This is a genomic window from Anaeromyxobacter sp. SG17, from assembly GCF_022690695.1.
GTDB lineage: Bacteria > Myxococcota > Myxococcia > Myxococcales > Anaeromyxobacteraceae > Anaeromyxobacter > Anaeromyxobacter soli.
This window is the reverse complement of sequence record NZ_JALCYX010000011.1, coordinates 45466-63376: the sequence shown is the minus strand read 5'-3', so window position 1 is coordinate 63376 and position 17911 is coordinate 45466. Positions and strand designations below refer to the sequence as shown.

At 71.3% G+C, this 17911-nt stretch carries 6 protein-coding genes; all 6 read right to left on the bottom strand.

Annotated elements, in window-relative coordinates; all coding sequences use genetic code 11:
- Position 1: 1 nt before the first annotated feature.
- The 6 genes from MNY60_RS07010 to MNY60_RS24180 all read right to left on the bottom strand — a co-directional run bounded on the left by MNY60_RS07010 (position 2) and on the right by MNY60_RS24180 (position 17832).
- On the bottom strand, positions 2 to 1306 hold the full coding sequence (locus MNY60_RS07010) for a hypothetical protein (protein WP_242360259.1): 1305 nt from the start codon (positions 1304 to 1306) through the stop codon (positions 2 to 4).
- Between the two features lie 311 nt (positions 1307 to 1617).
- Complete coding sequence (locus MNY60_RS07005; protein WP_242360258.1) at positions 1618 to 1941, bottom strand: hypothetical protein; 324 nt, start codon at positions 1939 to 1941, stop codon at positions 1618 to 1620.
- Between the two features lie 554 nt (positions 1942 to 2495).
- Positions 2496 to 3545, bottom strand: a complete 1050-nt coding sequence (locus tag MNY60_RS07000) for a dickkopf-related protein (protein WP_242360257.1) — start codon at positions 3543 to 3545, stop codon at positions 2496 to 2498.
- A 22-nt stretch (positions 3546 to 3567) separates the two neighbouring features.
- The gene (locus MNY60_RS06995; protein WP_242360256.1) at positions 3568 to 8550 is read right to left on the bottom strand and encodes an Ig-like domain-containing protein; all 4983 of its coding nucleotides are present in this window, start codon (positions 8548 to 8550) and stop codon (positions 3568 to 3570) included.
- 207 nt (positions 8551 to 8757) lie between these two features.
- Positions 8758 to 9675 carry a peptidyl-prolyl cis-trans isomerase gene (locus MNY60_RS24185; protein WP_242360255.1) on the bottom strand — a complete coding sequence of 306 codons (918 nt, stop codon included), beginning with the start codon at positions 9673 to 9675 and terminating at the stop codon, positions 8758 to 8760.
- Between the two features lie 474 nt (positions 9676 to 10149).
- Complete coding sequence (locus MNY60_RS24180; RefSeq protein WP_242360254.1) at positions 10150 to 17832, bottom strand: RHS repeat domain-containing protein; 7683 nt, start codon at positions 17830 to 17832, stop codon at positions 10150 to 10152.
- Positions 17833 to 17911: the final 79 nt, after the last annotated feature.

The following is a 17911-nucleotide window of genomic DNA, read 5'->3' as shown; positions in this document are numbered from 1 at the left end:
ATCACCTCGACGCCGCGGTGAAGCTCGCGGCGACGTAGGGGTACTCGGAGACGGCGAAGCCGGTGGGGACGGCGCCGCCGGACATGTCCGCGTCGGTGGCGGCGACGTAGACGTCGTAGGTGACGCCCGGGGTGAAGCTCCCATCGGGCAGCCGCGCCGGCGGCTCGGCGACCCACTGGCTCGCAGCGGGAGCGCCCGTCGCGGAGTCCCACACCTCGACGAGGTAGGCGCGCGCGCCCGCGACCGGGGTCCAGCTCACCGAGGCGCCCCCCGCGCCCGCCGGCGCCGCCGCGGCGTCGAGCACGAACGGGAGCGGCGCAGGGTCGCCCACGGTGAAGGTGGTCGAGAGCGCGAGCGCGCCCGCGGTGGCGGTGAGCGCGTAGGCGCCCGGGATCGCGGGGATGTCGTATGACCAGACCATCTGGCGCGGGAAGCGCGCCGGGTACGTGAACGCCACCGGCGCGGAGGCCGGGAGCTGCGGCCCGACGACGGTCACGTCCCACGGGAGGTCGGTGGGCGTACCGTCGGCGGCGGCGATCGCGACCCAGATCGCGAGGCCGCGCGTCGACGTGCCGAAGTCGAAGGCACCGCCGGCGGCGGAGAGCGTCACGGCCGGCGCGGCCGCGTCCGGGCGCACGAACCCGAGCCGCGCCTCCGAGACGTCGAAGCGAGCCGGGAGGGGCGGCTCCTGTGCGCCGGAGGCCGCGAGGGCGAGGAGATCGGCGGTGAACGCGAGCACGGACGCGACGTACGCGCCCGGCGGCAGCGCGGACAGGTCGCACGCGGGCTCGTGGACCGCGAGCTCGAGCTGCGGGACGCCGGCCGCGTACACCCGGCACGCGTAGCTCGCCGCGCCCGGGACGGCGGGCCAGGTGATCGACGAGGCGTCGCCCGACAGGACGGGCTCCGGGAGCGTCAGGCCTCCCGCGGTGGAGACCGAGAGCCCGCCCCGGACCGAGAGCGACTCTCCCGTCACCTGCAGCGCGTAGCGCTCGCCGTCGCGGACCGCGACCTCCGGCCACCACCACGCCGCGTAGGACCCCGCCCCGCCTGCCGGGTAGACGCCGTCCGCGAGCGGTCCGGCGCCGTCCGACACCGCGGCCGTCCCCGGCGCCGCGGGCCCGGCGCCGCTCGCGTCCCGCAGCGTGGCGAGCACCGCCAGGCCCACGCGCCCGGAGCCGTCCTGGTAGGTGCCGCCGCGGGCGGCGAGGCGATAAGCCCCGGCGTCCGAGGAGCCGCCGCTGCACGCGGCGAGCGCGGCGAGCGCGAACGGAACGGCGGCGGACCACGAGCGAGCGCGGCGCATGCTTCCCCCCTCTCGTGCACGCGGGGAGAGGGCGAGGTCGCTGCGCTCCCCGGCATTCGGTATGCCCTAGGGCCACGTGGGTCCGGGCTTTTGCTCCCCCGCCTCGCGGTCGGGGTCGCTCTTGTCGTGCCGAGGGCCCCACGTTCGCGGGAGCGCACCGTCAGTGTCAAGCACGAACAGTCAACGTTCCGCGATCACTGCAGGTGCGGCTCGTCGCCCGCCCTGGCGCGCCGAAGGGTCGCGCTTACCCCTGTGCGATGAGCACGCACGGCGGCACCCGCCATGCTCGTGGCCGATGCATGGCAGCGCGATTACCCCTGTCGCCGCCTCGGGCCGACACGCAACCGCCCGTGCCTCACGCGCCGCGCCCACCTGGCAGCCCCGAGCCACAGAAGCGCGTTGACGATCACGGCCACGGACACCTCGCCAATCGCTCCAGCGAGCTTGCTCGGGGAGAACAGCTCGGGCAGCAGCTTCTCCACGACGAACAGGCCCACGGGGCTTCCGGGCAAGAGAAGGGCAACGCCCGAGAAGAAGATCTGCGGGCCGCAGCACAGCACCCACGGCGACCCGAGGTAGCACGCCACCCCGGCCATCTGGAGCGCTGCAAACACCTTCCAGGTTCTGCTGCTCATGGCAACTCCGGCGCCAGGCGCAGGTCATTCGAGATGATCAGTGGGTTGCCCGGCCGCGGTGCCATGCCCGCTGCTCGTCCTGGTACTGCGCCGGGCACGGACCGACCTCCTCATTCGCCGTCACCGTCCCAATGGTCATCTATACGCGACGAAGACGAAAATGGACTCGCAAGCGCAATGGTAAGCAAGCACCCCGACCCAGAGAATGAGTGCAGCGCGAATACGGACCCACCAACGAGCTCCCGGTGCCCTCCACCCGGCCGCTGCGAAAGCCATGGCGGGCAGGCCCCACCCCACGACGAGGAACCCAAGCGTCCACCACGACGAGCGGCCACAGTGGTCCAGCTCGTAGCAGCCGGCCGGAACGCGACCCCACCGGCGACCCAGATCCATGGCGCTGATCCACGCCGCGGAGAGCGATGCGATGGCCAACCCCATTGCCGCAGACACGCTCGCCAGCGCCGCTCGCCTCCCCAGGTCGTGAAGGCGGCACGAGGCTGCGTCTGCCGGCCTGGAGGGGCAGTCACGTCCTTGTTCCCGTGGGTGCGGGCCGGTCAAGGCTCCGCGCAGAGGGTCGTGCACTGTCCGCTGCTCGCGTAGTCGCACACGTCCGTCGGCCTGCACTGCGACTGCAGCGAGCAGGTCTCGCCCGGCGCGCGCCAGGCCGTGCAGACGTACGCCACGCCGCTCCAGGAGCACCACCCGCCGATGCAGGGGCGGCCCTCGCCGTTGACGTTGCTACAGAGCTCCGACGGCTTCGGACCGTCCACGCACGTGCCGCCCGCGCTGCAATAGAGCCCCGGGCCGCAGGCGTTCTCCCCCTGCGTGCAGCTCTCGCCTGGTCCGCGCCACGCGACGCAGGTGGAGGCGCTCGAGCACCGGTAGCCGATCGCGCACTCCTCATCCCGCGTACAGCTCCCCGACGTGGCCCGCGGGCGGCACTTGCTGTCGTAATACGAGTTCCACTGGCAGAAAAGGCCGGGGCCGCACCAGATGTCGTTCAGGCATGGGCCGTCCACCCCCGCCAGCGGCGTACACACGGGCGTCGCCAGGAGGATGTTGCAGGAGGTCCCCGCGGCGCAGGGCAGGCCCGATTCGCACGGTGATCCGGAAGGGATCGGCGTCCAGCAGGTGCTGGGGCACGCGTCGGGCGACCAGAGGCAGACGCCCGACGCGCAGCTCTCGTCCGAGAAGCACGCCTGGCCGTCCGCGACCTTGCCGGCGACGGCCGCCCCGCAGTCCGCCTGGGGGTAGGTCCCGTTCATGAACGCCTCGAGCACGTCGCAGCTCGCCGTCTCGAGGAAGGAGAGGCACGCACCGGCGCGCGCGCCGTCGTACGTCGCGCGTCCCGCCGCCACGGCCTGCACCGGGTCCGCGCATCGCGCCGCCGGCGCGAACACCGCCGCCGCCTCGGCCGCCGAGGCCCGCTCGCAGGCCGCCCAGCGGGCCGCGTACGCGCCCCAGTATGCGTCGCAGTACTCGGAGACCGTCGCGGGCGCCGATCCGCCGCCGGGGCCGCCACCGCCGCCGGGGTCGCCTCCGCCGGAGCTCGAGCACGCGGCGGCGAGGAGCAGGAACGAAAGCGCGATCCTCTTCGACGTCATGTGTCCTCCCGACTCCAGCGTTTCACTTCGAGACGGCGAACACGAGGTCGTCATGATCGTCGAACTCTCCGGTGCTGCAAGGTTGCTGCGTCCCCGCGTGGCGCAGCTGCACTCGCACCGCCTGCAGCGCCCCCGGCTCGAGGACGTGATCGACGCCGAGCACCTGGAGGCCGGCGCGGGTCGGCTTGAGCGTCGCCACCCAGCGCCAGGAGGGGGACAGCGCGTTCGGCGCGACGTAGACGTCGAGCGCGTCGGTCACGTAGCTCGCGGTCGCCCAGACCTTCGCCTCGATCCGCACGGCGCCGCCCTCCTTGAGGCCGGCGGCCCGGTCGACCGCACGGACCGCGATGACGTCCACCGACTCGTCCTGGTGGAAGAAGCCCGACGCGCCGTCCGGGCAGCTCGCGGCGATCGTGTTGGGCGCCGAGGGCTCCGGGCCGAGCGGGCCGCGTCCCACGACGAGCCCTCCCGTCCAGCAGCTCGCCCCCGCGAGCGCGCACTTCGGGGCCTTCAGCTTCCTGTCGAAGGACGCGAGCCCCGTCTGAGCCACGTGCACGGTCACCGGTGCGCTCTCCCCGACGTTCTTCCCCGCGTCGTAGGCGCGCGCGACGAACCGGTAGTCCGCGCCGTCCGCGAGCCCCGCGAGGCTGGTCGGGAAAGCCCACGGCGCGGCAGTGTCGGTGGCGACGAGCGTCTCGACGCCTGCCGCGTCGAGCCGCACGAGCTTCACCTCCGTCACCGCCACGTTGTCGGTGGCCGTCACCTGCACGGTGATCGCCCCGGAGGCCGTCTCGCCGTCCACGGGAGCCGTGATGGTGGCGGTCGGCTTCACCACGTCCTCGACCTCGACGGAGACCGGCGCGCTCCTCGTCCAGTTGCCCGAGTAGTCGAACGCCACGGCCGTCAGGCTGTAGGTCCCCGGCGCGAGCCCCGTGGTGTCCCAGCTCGCCGTGAAGGGCGCGGACCCGTCGGAGGACAGGGCGCCCCCGTCCACCTCGAAGTCGACGTGCTCCACGCCGACGTCGTCGCTCGCGGCGGCGGCCACCGCGATCGCATCGCGCACCTTCGCGCCGGCCGTGGGAGCGGAGATGGACACGGATGGAGGCGTCGTGTCCGGCGTGCCCGGCTCGGTGGCGATCACGACGTCGTCCCGGTCGTCGTACCCGGTGGTCCCGCAGGCCTCCGGGAGCCCGCCGCCCCGGAGGGCGACGCGGACGACCTGCCGCTCCGAGTAGGCGAGCGGAATGGTCGCCGACAGGGTCTGCTCGCCCGTGAGCGTCGGCTCGACCGTCGCGCGCAGCACGAACTGCGGCGCCGCAGCGTCGGCCGCGACGTAGACGTCGAGCCGGTCGTAAACAGGATCGGCGACGAAGGCCCGCACCTCCACCCGCGCGAGCTTGCCGCCGGTGAGGGGCGCGCCATCGAGCGACGAGATCGCGACGTGCTCGATCGACTCGTCGCTCCGGTACACGCCCTCCGTGCCGTCGGGGCACCCGTCCACCGTGTTCGAGGCGTTCGCCTCCGGGCCGAGAGGCCCGCGCCCCATGAGCAGGATCCCCGTGTGGCAGAACGGCGAGACCACGTCACAGGACGGCGCCCCCGCCACGGGATCGAACGCGGCGCCGGGGTTCTGGACGTTCATCGTCACCGGGTCGCTGACGGCGGTGTTGCCCGCGGTGTCGTAGGCCTTGCTCGTGAGGACGTGATCGCCGTTGGCAACGGAGGTCGTGTCGAGCGTCGCCTCGAACGGCGCGGCGGTGAACGTGGCGAACGGCACGTCGTCCACGCGCAGCTCGACCTTCGCCAGCTCACCGCCCGGATCGGCGGCGTCGGCCGCCACGCGGATCGTGCCTGCGACCTGCGCGAGCCCGGAGACCGGCGCCCGCAGCGTGGTGGTGGGCGGCGTGATGTCGCCGGTCCTCACCCAGACGAGAGGCTCCGACTTCGAGTCCCCGACGTTTCCACCGAAGTCGAACGCCTTGGCGTAGAGGAGATAGGTCCCCGACGGAACGGTGCTGCTCGCCAGCGTGAACGTCCACGGCGCGCCGGAGGTCGTCTCGCCCACCTTGAACCCGTAGGTCGTGTAGGGCACGTGCAGCCAGAACTCGACGCGCTTCACGGAGCTGTCGTCGGCGGCGTCGGCGGTGAGCTGGACCTCGCCGCTGAGATAGGAGCCGGACGGCGGTGACGTGACGCTCACCGTCGGCGGGGTCAGGTCCTCACGCCTCACGGTGACGCTCGCGGTCCCGACGTTGCCGACGCCGTCGTACGCGCTCGCGGAGAAGACGTAGCTGCCGTTGGGAGCGCGCGAGAAGTCGTACGGGATCTCCCAAGGCGCGCCCGTGTTGGTGCCGAGGGAGACGCCGTCGAGGAAGAACTCCACCTTGCGGATCCCGCTGTCGTCGGTCGGGTCCACCGAGAACGTGACGGCGTTCGGGACGACCGCCCCCTCCTCCGGTGCGAGCACCTTCACGTCCGGAGGCGTCACGTCGTTCACCGTCAGGGTCACCGGCGCCGACTCGGTCACGTTCCCCTGGAGGTCGGTCCCGCGCACGCGAAGCGCGTACGTGCCGTTCGCCGGGGCCCGCAGCTCGAACCCCCACGGGGCCACGACGTCGCTCCCCTGGAAGACGCCGTCGAGGAACAGGTCCACCTTCGCCACCGCTCCGGCGTCGGTCGCGCTCGCCGCGACCTCGATGAGGTTGGACGGCAGCGACGCCGCGTCGAGCGGCTCCAGGATCGCCACCGTGGGCCCGGTGAGATCGGCGAGCGTGACCGCCACCTCGTCGGTCGCGATGTTGCCGGCGCCGTCGTGCGCGACCGCCCGCAGCACGTACTCACCGTTCGGAAGGAGCGCCGGGTTCCAAGCCGCCGTGTACGGCGTCGCGGTGAGCTGGGCGATCGCGTAGGTCTTCCCCTTCCAGTCGTCGGCGGTCACCATCACCTTCGACACGAGCCGATCGTCCGCCGCCGCGACCTCGACCGTGGTGCTCTCCGCCAGCACCCCGCCGGCCGCAGGCGCAACGATCTCCACCGTCGGCGGCGCGCCGTCCGCGGTGCCGCCCCCCACCTCGAAGACGAGGTCGTCCCGGTCGTCGAAGCCGCCCGAGGTGCAGACCGCCGCCGCGTCCCCGCCGCGACGGAAGGCCGCGCGGACCGCCTGCGTGCCGCCCGCGGAGAGCGTGTACCAGGCCGTGAGCGTCTGCGGGCCGGAGGCCACCGGCGTCAGCGTGATGAGGTGGCGCCACGAGGGCGGGCTCACCGCCGGCGACGCGTACAGGTCCAGGGAGTCACCCAGCTCGCCGCCGACGATCGCGTCCACCTCCAGCTTCACGTTTCCGCCGACCACGAGCGGCTTCCCGTCGTCGGAGGAGATCCGGAGCTGCTCGATCGACTCGTCCAGCTGGTACACCCCGAGCTCGCCGTCGTGGCAGACACAGCCCGCGGGATCTGCGTCGCACCCGCCGCGGAGCACGCTCGGGGCGTACCGCTCCGGGCCGAGCGCCGCGCGCCCGCGGACCAGGTCCCGCGAGTCGCAGGAGGCGGCGAGCGTCTCGCACCGCGCGATCCGCAGCCCCGGGTCGAGGTGGGCGACGCCCGGGTTGCTCACCGTGACAGAGATCGCCGTCGAGTCGGTCGCGTGGCCGGCCGAGTCGTACGCCCGGACCACGAGGGAGTGCGCGCCGTCGAGCGACGTGGAGGTGTCCCAGGCGATCTCGAACGAGCTCGAGTCGCTGCTGCCTCGCCAGCGCCCGTCGACGAGCAGCTCGATGCGCGTGAGCCCGTGGTCGTCGCTCGCCGTGCCGGTGACGTTCACGGCGCCCGTGAGGGCGTCGCCTTCCACGGGCGCCGTGACGGCCACCGTCGGAGCGGCGTCGTCGGCGGTGGGCGTGAGCTCCACACCTCGCGTGTAGACGAGCCGATCGGGCGTGAACCCGGGCGCGCCCGCCGGAGCGCGGGTCGCGCTCGCGACGAGCACCCGGACGACGTCCTGCGGGGTCGCCGCCGGGTTCCGCGAGAGGAGGAGGGCCACCGCGCCGGTGACGTGCGGCGCCGCCATCGACGTGCCGGAGAGCGGCAGGTCGGCGACCGCCGTCGTGTTCCACGCAGAGACGATCCCGGCGCCGGGCGCGACGAAGTCCACGCAGTCGCCGACGTTCGAGAAGGGCGCGAGCTCGTCCACCGGCGCTCCACCGACCACCGGAGGCGTCCGCTGCTGCAGGGCGGCGACGGTCAGCGCGCCGGGCGCGCGCGCCGGAGAGACGTCGCAGGCGTCCTTGCCACCGTCGCCCGCGGCCACCACGACCACGATGCCGCTCGCGGTCGCCGCCTCCACAGCCGCGTCGATCGCCGAGGATGGGCTGGCGAAGAGGCTGAGGTTCGCGACGGACGGCCGGGAGTGGTTCGCGATCACCCAGTCGAGCCCCGCGACGACGCTCGAGGCGCTGCCGTTCCCGCTGCAGTCGAGGACGCGCACCGACCGGATGCTGGCGCCCTTCGCGACGCCGTAGGGCCCTCCGGCGATGGTCCCCGCGACGTGGGTGCCGTGACCGCTGCAGTCCCCGACGACGCCCTCGCCGAGGGCGTCGAACGCGAAGGAGGCCCGCCCGCCGAACGCGGCGTGTGACGTGAGCACGCCGGTGTCCAGCACGAACGCGTCCACGCCTACTCCGGTCCACCGATCGTCCCAGCCGTACCTGTCGTCGAGCGCGGCGCCGCGCTGGTCGACGCGGTCCAGACCCCAGGTCGGACCGTACTGCCAGGCGACGGCGGCCGCCCGGGCGACGCCGTCCTGCTCGACGCGCTCCACGCGCGGATCGAGCGCGACGGCGCCGGCGGCGGCGAGCCCGGCGCGCATGGAGAAGCCGCGCAGCGCGTGCTGGTAGACGTTCAGCACGGTGGCGCCGTGATCGTTCGCGACGCTCGCCGCGACCGCGGCCACGTCCGCTGCGCCGTCGCCAGCCGCGAGGACGACGAGGTACTGATCCGGGATCGGCTGCTCCACGCGCGCGATCCGCTCGGCTCCGGCGGGGGCGGCCTCCGAGGACCTACCTCGGCTCGAGCAGCCGCCACCGGCGGCGAGCGCCAGCGCGAGAGCTGCCGTTAGACTCACCGTTGAATGCCTGGACATGTCCTCTCCCCGAGGGCCGCCCGCGAAGACCGGCGCCCGTCCCTGCGTACGAGCCGATGGCGCCGCTCGGCGCCCGCCTGCCTACATCCCGGCGATCGCCTTCTCGTCGACCTTCATCGCGGCGTCCCTCACCGCCGCTTCCACGACTTCCCTGCGCGCCCCGGAGCGCCGCTCCGACGTCAGCCGCTGTCGGAGCACCTCCTTCAGGTCGTCGAACGACGGCCGCTGCTCTCGCTCCCGGACGACGAGCTTCACGACGTGCAGCGCGCTCGCCGTCTCGACCACGCGCGGGAGGATCGCCCCGGCCTCGGTCAGCTCGAACGCGGCGGCGGACAGCTCGGGCCCGTACAGCGACGTGAGCTCCTCGCGGCTCATCGGCGGCAGCTCGCCGTTGAGCGCCCGGGTGCGCGGGTCCTCCGAGCGGAGCCGCGCGAGGTTTCCGAACGCGAGCGGGTCGAGCGGGCGCTGCTGCGCCGCCGCCAGCGCGGCCTGGGCCGCGCCCAGCTTCCGCGCCCGCGCGGCGGCGTCCGGAGCCTCGAAGGCGATGACCGCGAGCCGGACCCGCTCCGGCCGCTGAAGCTCCATCTCGTGCTCCGCGAACCAGGCCCGCACCTCATCGTCGCTCAACGGCCGGCCGGCGGCTGACTCCTCGACCTTCTTCTCGACGAAGGCGCTCGACAGCTCCTGCGCGTAGCTCCGCGCGAACTCGCCCGTGCGGTGGAAGCCCTCCGCCTCGGCTCGACGCGCGAGCAGGAGCGTCCGCGTCCAGCCCTCGACGAACTCCTTTCGCGCCGCAGGGTCCGTGAGCTGCGCGCGAAGTGGACCATCCTTCGGCCCGGCGAGCGCCTCGATCTCGTCGGCGGTCACCTTCTCACCGTCGAACCGCGCGAGGACGGCGCCGCTCGACGGGCGGCCGTCGAGCGGGCTGCCGCCACCGCCAGCGTGGCCGATGAAATAGCCCGCGACACCGGCGATCACCGCCGCGATGACGGCGGTCACGACCTGTCGCCTGGAGCTGGTGAGTCCTGCAGGAGTCTCGTTGTCGCTCACTCGATCACCGTTTCTGGCCAGCTAGACCCGCGGTCAATGTGGCGTTGCGGCTGATAATTGCCCGACCGCGATGCCATGACCGCTCCACGACGGGCTCTCATTACTCTCGGTCGGGATGCCTCATTCTCCTTCTCAGGGTCGCAATACCTAGATCGAGCACCACCGCGAGACCCAGTGACACGACCGGGACCCACAGGCGTTGCCCTGGCGCCGAGTGACCACCATTGAGTGCGCGCGCTATTTCTCCGATGCCCCACGTCACGGCGCTGAACAACAAGGACACGACATTCAAAAGACCGCGAACCCCGCGATCGTCATACCGCGTTCCCAGAGCATCGCCCAACCACTGCAACACCAGCCCGAACGCGACATAACTCGTCACGATACGTCGACTGATCAATCCGATCGTTGACGCCACTATCGTCACCTTGCCCTCCCCTGCGGCACGGGGACACCGGGCTGGGCTCCCCCTCCCTGACCGGCTCCGTTAGGCGCAAACGACGCCCTTGGGACTGGGCGGTCGTAACCCGGCGTGCTTACCGGCAGCACCGGAGGCGCAACGCCGGCCGCCTCCAGCAGGCCGGAGACGTAGGAGTTCGAATTGAATCCATCATCGGCCACGAACATGCTTCTATTTGCCGGGTTGGCCTCAGGAAACAGGTCGTAATCCAGGTCGTCGGCGTAGTTGGCGTCGAGTGTCAGGAGTCTATCAATGAACTGATCCTCGCCCACTGGATCTCCTGGCCCGAGCGGCCCGGCCTTCACGTCCGCAGGATTCGGGACCACAATCCCGCCCTGATGAGGCCGTGCGTCCCGCGTCCGATTGTGCTCACTCACGAGACTGCCGTTGATCGCAGGTACGGGCCCAGCTCCGAGGGTCATGAATACACGACCCTGCTCGTCTCGAAGTGGCTGACCTGTCGCCGGATCGCGAAAACGCGGATCGTTCGCCCACCGCGCCTGATTTTCCGGCGTGATGCGAACAAGCGAGTGAAAAGACCCCCGAGCCACTTCATGAAAGTCGACGCGCACCTCGTTGCCGTCAGGGTCCTGGAGAACAACGGGACTCGCGTGGGCGTAGAGGTAGAGAGACAGGTTCTCCGTTCTGAAGATCCCTCCACGCCCAGGAAGGGATTCGCCAACTTCTTGGCCAGGAAGATAGGAAGCCAGCATCGGATCACTGCTCGCCCACCTCGCCCTCACCGGATCCAGGTACCGCGCGCCGAAGTAGTAGAGCCCCGTCTCCTCATCCATTTCCTTGGACGAGAAGAGGAACTGCTGCCGATGCACGGGGTCGCCGTCGGAGTCGTACCGTGCGTCGCGCCAGACCTCGCCGTACGGGAAGTACTCGACGTGCTCGTGGACGCGGCCGTTCTGATCGGTCACCCACGACGTCGAGCCGAGGTGATCCGAGTGGTAGTAGTAGGTCGCCGGCTTGATCTTCGTCGTGTCCGGACGGCGGTCGATGACGGGGTTCGCCGCCGGATCGATCGGGCACTTCTGCGGCTGGTAGGTGCTCGGATCGCACCCGCTGATCGTCTCCGCCGTTCCGGCCAGGATCGGCCCGGAGACCGCCGTCCCCTCGCTCCAGCTCGGCTCCCAGCCCGGCGACGGCAGCAGCTTCGAGGCGACGCGCGTCTCCCCGACGAAGACGTGCTTCGTCGCCGCCTTGCGCCCCTTCAGCGCGAAGAACTGGCCGATCGTGATCGACTCGCCTCCGCGCCCCAGCTTCACGATCCGCTGGCCGCCGGCGTCGTAGATGAAGCGCGTGATGTTCCAGCCGCCGCCGTCGATGACGGCGTTCAGCTCGTTCTCCTCCCCCCAGAAGTACCGGCGCAGCTTGTCGGAGTTCGCCTGGCAGGCCGTGTCGCCGTGGTCGCGGCACTCGCGCAGCGTGTTGCCGTTCGCGTCGTAGACGAGGTTACGGTCCCCGATCTTCGTCGCCTGGTGCGGCCCGGCATCGCCGTAGGCGTAGTCGAAGTCGTGGTTCGTGTGCGGCGGGTGCGCCGTCTCGTCGTCGGGGTCGTTCGCGGTGGTGAGCCAGTGCCTCTGCTCGAGCCGCGTCATGTTGTGAATCTCGTCGCCGAACTCGTAGGCCGTCTTGAACCTGTCGACGACGCCCGGACGCGACAGCGCGGTCCCGGTCGCGGTGGTGAGCCGGTAGAGGTCGTCGTAGTCGTACGTGTACGAGACGGCCCCGGAGCGCCGGCCGGTCGCCTCGCCCAGCGCGTTCGTGAGCGTCTTCACGTTGCCCACGAGGTCGTACGTGTACGTCAGCGCCTGGAGCGTGCGCCCCTGCGACGTGGTGTCCACGTGCTTCAGCCGCTGCGTGTCGGGCTCGTACGTCCAGTTCGTCGTCGCGCCGTTCCCGAGGGCCGCGTGGCGGCGCGCCCCGAACTCGTCGTAGGTGAGCGTGGTGAGGTAGACCTCGGTGGCCTCCTCCCAGTGCTTTGTGGCGGGCCGGTGTCCCTCCGCGTGGTTCACGAGCCCGGCGGCGTCGTACGTGTACGTGAGCTCCTCGCCGTCCGGATACCAGAGCCGAAGCATCCGGCCGAAGGAGTCGAACTCGAACCGCGTCTCGAAGGTCTGGGGCGAGTCGTTCGGCTTCAGCGGCTTCACCGTCCGAGTGGAACGGATCGCCTCTCCGAGCTTCCCGTAGCCGCGCGTCTCGGCGCCGGCGTCGTCGACCACCCGCACGATCCTGCCCGCGCCGTTCTCGGGAGCTCCCGGCGGCCCGTACTCGTACTTCACGTCGGTGCCGAAGGGCTTGTTGACCGCGATGAGCTGGTCGAGGTCGTACTCGTAGAACACGAAGGCCTGGTCTGCGGGCAGCTTGCCACCCTTGGCGGCCTGGACGAGGTTCCCGTCCTGGCGCGACACGAGGTTTCCCATGTCGTCGTAGGCGAAGTCCGTCGTCCCTGCGTCGGGGCTGACGAGCTGCCTCCGCCGGCCGAGCCGGTCGTACTCGACGCGCGTCTCGTTCCCCCTCGCGTCGATCACGGCGCGCAGGTCGCCCAGGGGATCGTACTGATACCGCGTGGTGTGGACGAGCGAGTCGATGTGCTCCTCCACCGCGGAGATCTTTTCGTCGAGGCGCCGGTACATGACCCGCGTCTTGCGGAGCGGGTCAACCACCGTGGCCCGCCGGCGAAGGAAGGGATCCTTCGCCGCGCGCGCGAGGTCGTAGGTCAGCTCGTAGACGCCGCCGTTCGGCTCGACGGTCCGGGTCTTCCGGCCCAGCACGTCGTAGGTCGTGGTGGTCTCGTAGACGGGCGCGTCCTCGCGGAACCCCGGGTCCCGGCCGCCGATGAAGTAGGGGATCCCCTGCTCCGTGACGCGTCCCATGACGTCGAAGCGCTGGCGCCCCGACGCGGTCACGCCCAGCCCCTTGCCGTGGGCCAGCACGGTCTTCTGCGTCTGGAGGGTGCGCCCCAGCCCGTCCGTGTACACGAACGTGTCGAGCCAGCCGCCGTTCCTCGGCAGCAGGTTGTGCGTCGCCGCGCGCGCCGGGCTCGCGTCCGGCGCGTACTCGACGCGGACCGCAGGGATCGTGCTGTCGTAGGGCCCGAACACCTGGAAGATGCGGCCGTTCGCGTCGAGGACGCGGCGCGTGAGGTTGCCGTTGAGGTCGGTCGCCGTCTCGACCTCGCCGAAGCGCTCGTCATACACGGCCGAGGACGCGTACCCGTGCGCGTCCTCGACGCGGGTCGGGAAGTTCCGGGTCACGCCGCTCGTGTCGTAGAGATAGCGGACCCAGTACCGGCCGCTCTTCACCCTGGGCTGGTGCACCTCGAACAGCTTTCCGTCGGCGTTCCAGGCCAGGTCCACCTGCACGTACCTCGTGGCGTCGACGAAGGACTGGAGGTCCTTGAGGTTTCCCCTCGCGTCGTAGTGGCCGATCCGCTTGCGGAGGAAGGCGTCGTCGGCGTCGGTCGCGTGCGCCTTCACCAGCAGCAGCTCCGGGCGCGCGATCGAGTAGAAGGCCCTCGCCGCCTCGTCGTCGGCGTAGTTGACCGTCGCGTGGACGTCGTCGCCCGTGTCGAGGGGATCCGCGTCACCCAGGTCGGTGAAGGTCAGCACGTTCCCGTTCGAGCGGTCGTACGTGTAGCTCTGGTAGGTGACGAGCTTGGCGTTGGGGTCGCCGGTCGTCTCGTGGAGCTCCTGCGTGACGCTGTCGAGCGTGATGACGTGCGAGCCGCACCACTCGTCGAGCGTCGGCCTCAGGAAGAACGGCGCCGCCTCCCGGCACGGGTCGACGGCCGGCGCGGGCCTCGCCTCGGTGTCCGCGAAGCGTGACGGCGCGGACCAGGCGTTGGTCGTCGTGGTCAGCACCCGCCCCGAGACGTCCGAGAGCGTCTCCGTCACGACGAGGCCCTTCCTCAGGACCGAGTCGTTCCAGTAGGTGCGCACGACCTTCGCTCCGTCGCCGCGGGTCTCGGTCGTCGCGTCGAACCCGAGGAAGTCGCGCTCGTAGCGGTGGTAGCGGCCGTCGCCGTAGTCGAACGAGGTGGCGAGGTCGTGACCGGGGGTGCCGTCCGCGCGCCCGTCGTGGACGACGACGCTGGACAGGACCCAGCGGCTCTCCGGCATCGCGACGCTGTTCCCCTTGCGCGCGTAGTCGAGCTCGAAGCTCCCGCCGAGCGGCCGCGAGACCGCCTTGAGCAGGTTCCCCTTCCGCAGCTGGTTGAGCCGGACCCAGACCGCCTCGTTGTCACCGCCCGGGTTCTTCTCCGCCTTGAGGACGTGATCGGCGAGGCCGTCGCCGTCCATGTCCTGGAGCCCCAGCGCGAAGCCGGAGACGCGCTTGAAGGTCTTGTCGCCCCCCACGGAGAAGTGGAGCCAGGGGGTCATCGCGGGCGACAGCGGCCCGACACCCCAGGAGACGACGAAGCCGATGGACGGCAGCTCGCCGTACGTCCCGCTCGCCTCGACGGCGTCCACGCTGGGCGTGTCACCGTTCACCAGCCGGAGCACCTTGTTGACGCCGGCGGCGAGCCCGGTGTCGCGCAGCCACGGCTTCGTCACCGAGGCCGGCCACGGCTGCACTGGGAGCTGCACCTCGTCGTCGAACCCGAAGCCGTTGTTCAGCCGGACGGTGAAGTGGCTCGTCCCGGTGGTCTTTCGGACGTAGTCCGGCAGGCCGTCGCCGTTGACGTCCGCGAGCGAGATGCCGGTCGCCGCGACGCTCGAGTCCCAGTTCACCGAGGCGCCGTAGTTCTCGTAGAGCGTGAAGCCGGCGTTGGCGTTGAGGCTGATCGAGGTGGTCTTGCGCACCCGCTCCGGCGACACGATCTCGTCCGGGAGGGCGCTCCTGAGGCTCCCGATGAGCTCGTCGAGGTTCCCCTCGCTCCAGCTGCCCACCGGGATGCGGTCCGCGGACGCCGCGAAGTGCGAGCCGAGGTTCAGGCGGACCAGGAAGTAGCCGCCGTCCCGGGAGACCTCGTCGGGAAGGCCGTCGCCGTTGACGTCGGCCAGCTCACGCTCCGTCGAGCTGAAGTTGACGCCGATGCCGCCGCCGACGGACGGGTACATGGCGACGAGCGCCTTGACGACGCCGTCGTCGGACATGCGTCGCCACGGGTCGGAGACGCCGAGCCCGAGGCTCGCCGAGCCGTCCTTGCTCACGCGCAGCCGGAAGCCCTCGGTGCCCCTCTGGATGCCGGGCCTGCCCGGATCGCGGATGTCGGTCACGCGAACGGCCGTTCCGTCGTCGGCGCGAGAGACGACGTCGACAACGCGGTCGCCGTTCATGTCGAGGACGTCCGTCTTCTGATAGCTCGCGCCCGTCGCCACGTTGAGGCTCACGCCGACCGGGCCCACCGAAACCCCCGCCGAGAGCGACGTGGAATCGCCTTCGCTCTGCCGGAGCGCCGGCCCCAGCGCGAACATCGCCATGAGCGAGGTGGTCTCCCCCGCCCCGCCGCCCTGCTGGACGAACTCCCCTTCGCGGGAGGCGTGCCAGATCCCCGCCGAGATGAAGGTGGTCCCCTCCCTGCTCACGAAGGACGGGACGCGCGGCGCGAGCCCCGGCTCCGCCTGCGAGACCCAGGTCCCGAGCCGCCTCGGCACGAGGGGCGACGCGACCTCGGTCGTGTCCTTCACGTCCGGGTCCTGGTGCTCGACGTCCACTTCCCCCTGCTCGTAGGCGTCCACCTTCTTGTAGAGCCGCCGGGGATCGAGGTCCTGGTCGTTCGCGGCGCGCCAGGTGCCGTAGTGGAAGAGGTGATGGCCGCCGCCGAAGCGCGAGCGGACCGCGTAGGTGTTCGAGCCGCTCCGGTACGATGAGTACCGCTCGTTGACCTTCACGCTCTCGGTCGACGACAGGCCCGTCGCGTCCCGCACGAACGTGACGACCGGCGTCCACGTCGCGTCGAACTGGGCGTCGGAGAAGATCTCGAAGAAGACCCGCTCTCCGGCGTCGACGTGCAGCTCCTGGATGATGGACTCGTACGGCGAGCCGTAGAGCTGGTCGAAGCGCCGCTTCACGATCAGGGACTTCGCCGTTCGAGCCGCGACGTAGAGCGCGTCGGACGCGTGGTCTCCGACCCGGAGCGCCGGGATGTACCCGCGTGGATCTCGCGGATCCGGGTACTTCGGGTTGACGAAGACCCGGATGGTGCCGGGCTCCGGCGCCACCCACGGCTCGATCGGGCGATCGTCGGGCGCCGCCGAGACGTCGGCGTTCGGGAGGAGGTACCAGCGCGGCGAGATCGCGTTGTGCACCGGGAACCAGGCGTCGCCCGTGAACGACATCGCCTCGGCGAGCTCGGGCGGCGGCGCCTCGCAGCCGTTCGGTCCCAGGCCGCCGGCCGTCTCCATCCGGCCGCCGATCGTCCAGTCGACGACCGCCGGATCGACGGGCAGGTCCGTCTGGATCCGGAACACCAGCTTCTCGCCGGCGAGGACCGAGGCGGTGGCCGCCAGGTCCCACTTCCCGACGGCGTCCGCGGGCAGGATCTCGTCGATGAGGGTGTCGAACCCCCCGTCCTTCTCCTCGCAGCGGAGGTCCTTCACCTCGGCCTTCTGCGCGAAGCGCTGGACGCAGACGCGGACGTCGTCGGTCGACTCCTTCTTCACGAGCGAGGTCTCGATCCGGAGGGCCCCGGTGGCCGGGATCGCGACGGAAGGCGCGGGCTGGCCGGCGATCCTGAAGTCACTGGCCTGGTCGAACTGGAACGTCGCGGCGCCGCTCGGGTCGACGCGGCCCTGCTCCTCGTCGCTCAGGGGACGGCACGCCCCGACACTGCACGGGCCCAGGTGCGAGTAGGAGATCGTCGGCGAGAAGTGGACGTCCTCGAGGGGCGACGGAACGGCCCGATCCACGGGGAAGTCCGCGAGCGTCGAGAGCACGAAGAAGACGCGCAACCCGGGGAACACGTCCAGGTTCGCGATGCCCACCGGGGTCGGCACGCCCGCGTCCGCGAGCGTCTTCACGCGCTCGAAGACCTTCACCGCAGCGTGATCGCGGCTTCCGTCCCAGACGAACGCCTGGATGCGGACTCCGTCCCGCTCCGCCGGGAGGGGGGAAGGCTGGGCGTGATCGACGAAGAAGAGGTTCCCGGCGACGTCGACGCGTCCCGTGAACGGCGCGATCCACTCCAGGACGGCGTCGGAGGGCTTGAGCTGCTCGCGGATGCTCTGCTCGAGCGCCTCCTGGTCCGGGTTGGCGCCGGTGGGCGTCGACGCCAGGCTCGTGCCGGTGACCATCGGCGCGAAGGCGAACGCCTTCGCGGTGCCCGATCGGTGCTGGTTCAGGAGGACACCGGACTCCTGCACGACGTCCACGAGACCGTCCCCGTCGGCGTCTCCCAGGAACTCCGTCGTCTTGGACGAGAAGTGCGAGTAGCCGGCGTTGACCGAGACCGGGCCGTACGACGCCTGCCCCGCCGTGTTCCACCCCTTGCCCTCCTCCTTGCCCAGGGTCGGGAGCGGCACGGACGCCACCTCGCCGTCGCCCGGATCCCCGGCCGGCAGCGCGCGCCGCAGCTCGCGCGACCCGGAGACGAGAGAGCCGCTGTTGAACCGGACGTCGTAGCTTCCGCCTCGGCCCGTGACGCGGTCCGGCAGCCCGTCGCCGTTCACGTCGAGCAAGAGGCTGTTCGTCACCGACCGGTGCTGCGTGCGGCCGACGCGGGCGCCGACGGTGCCGGTGATCTTGTCGTAGGTGAAGCCGATCCCTCCGTAG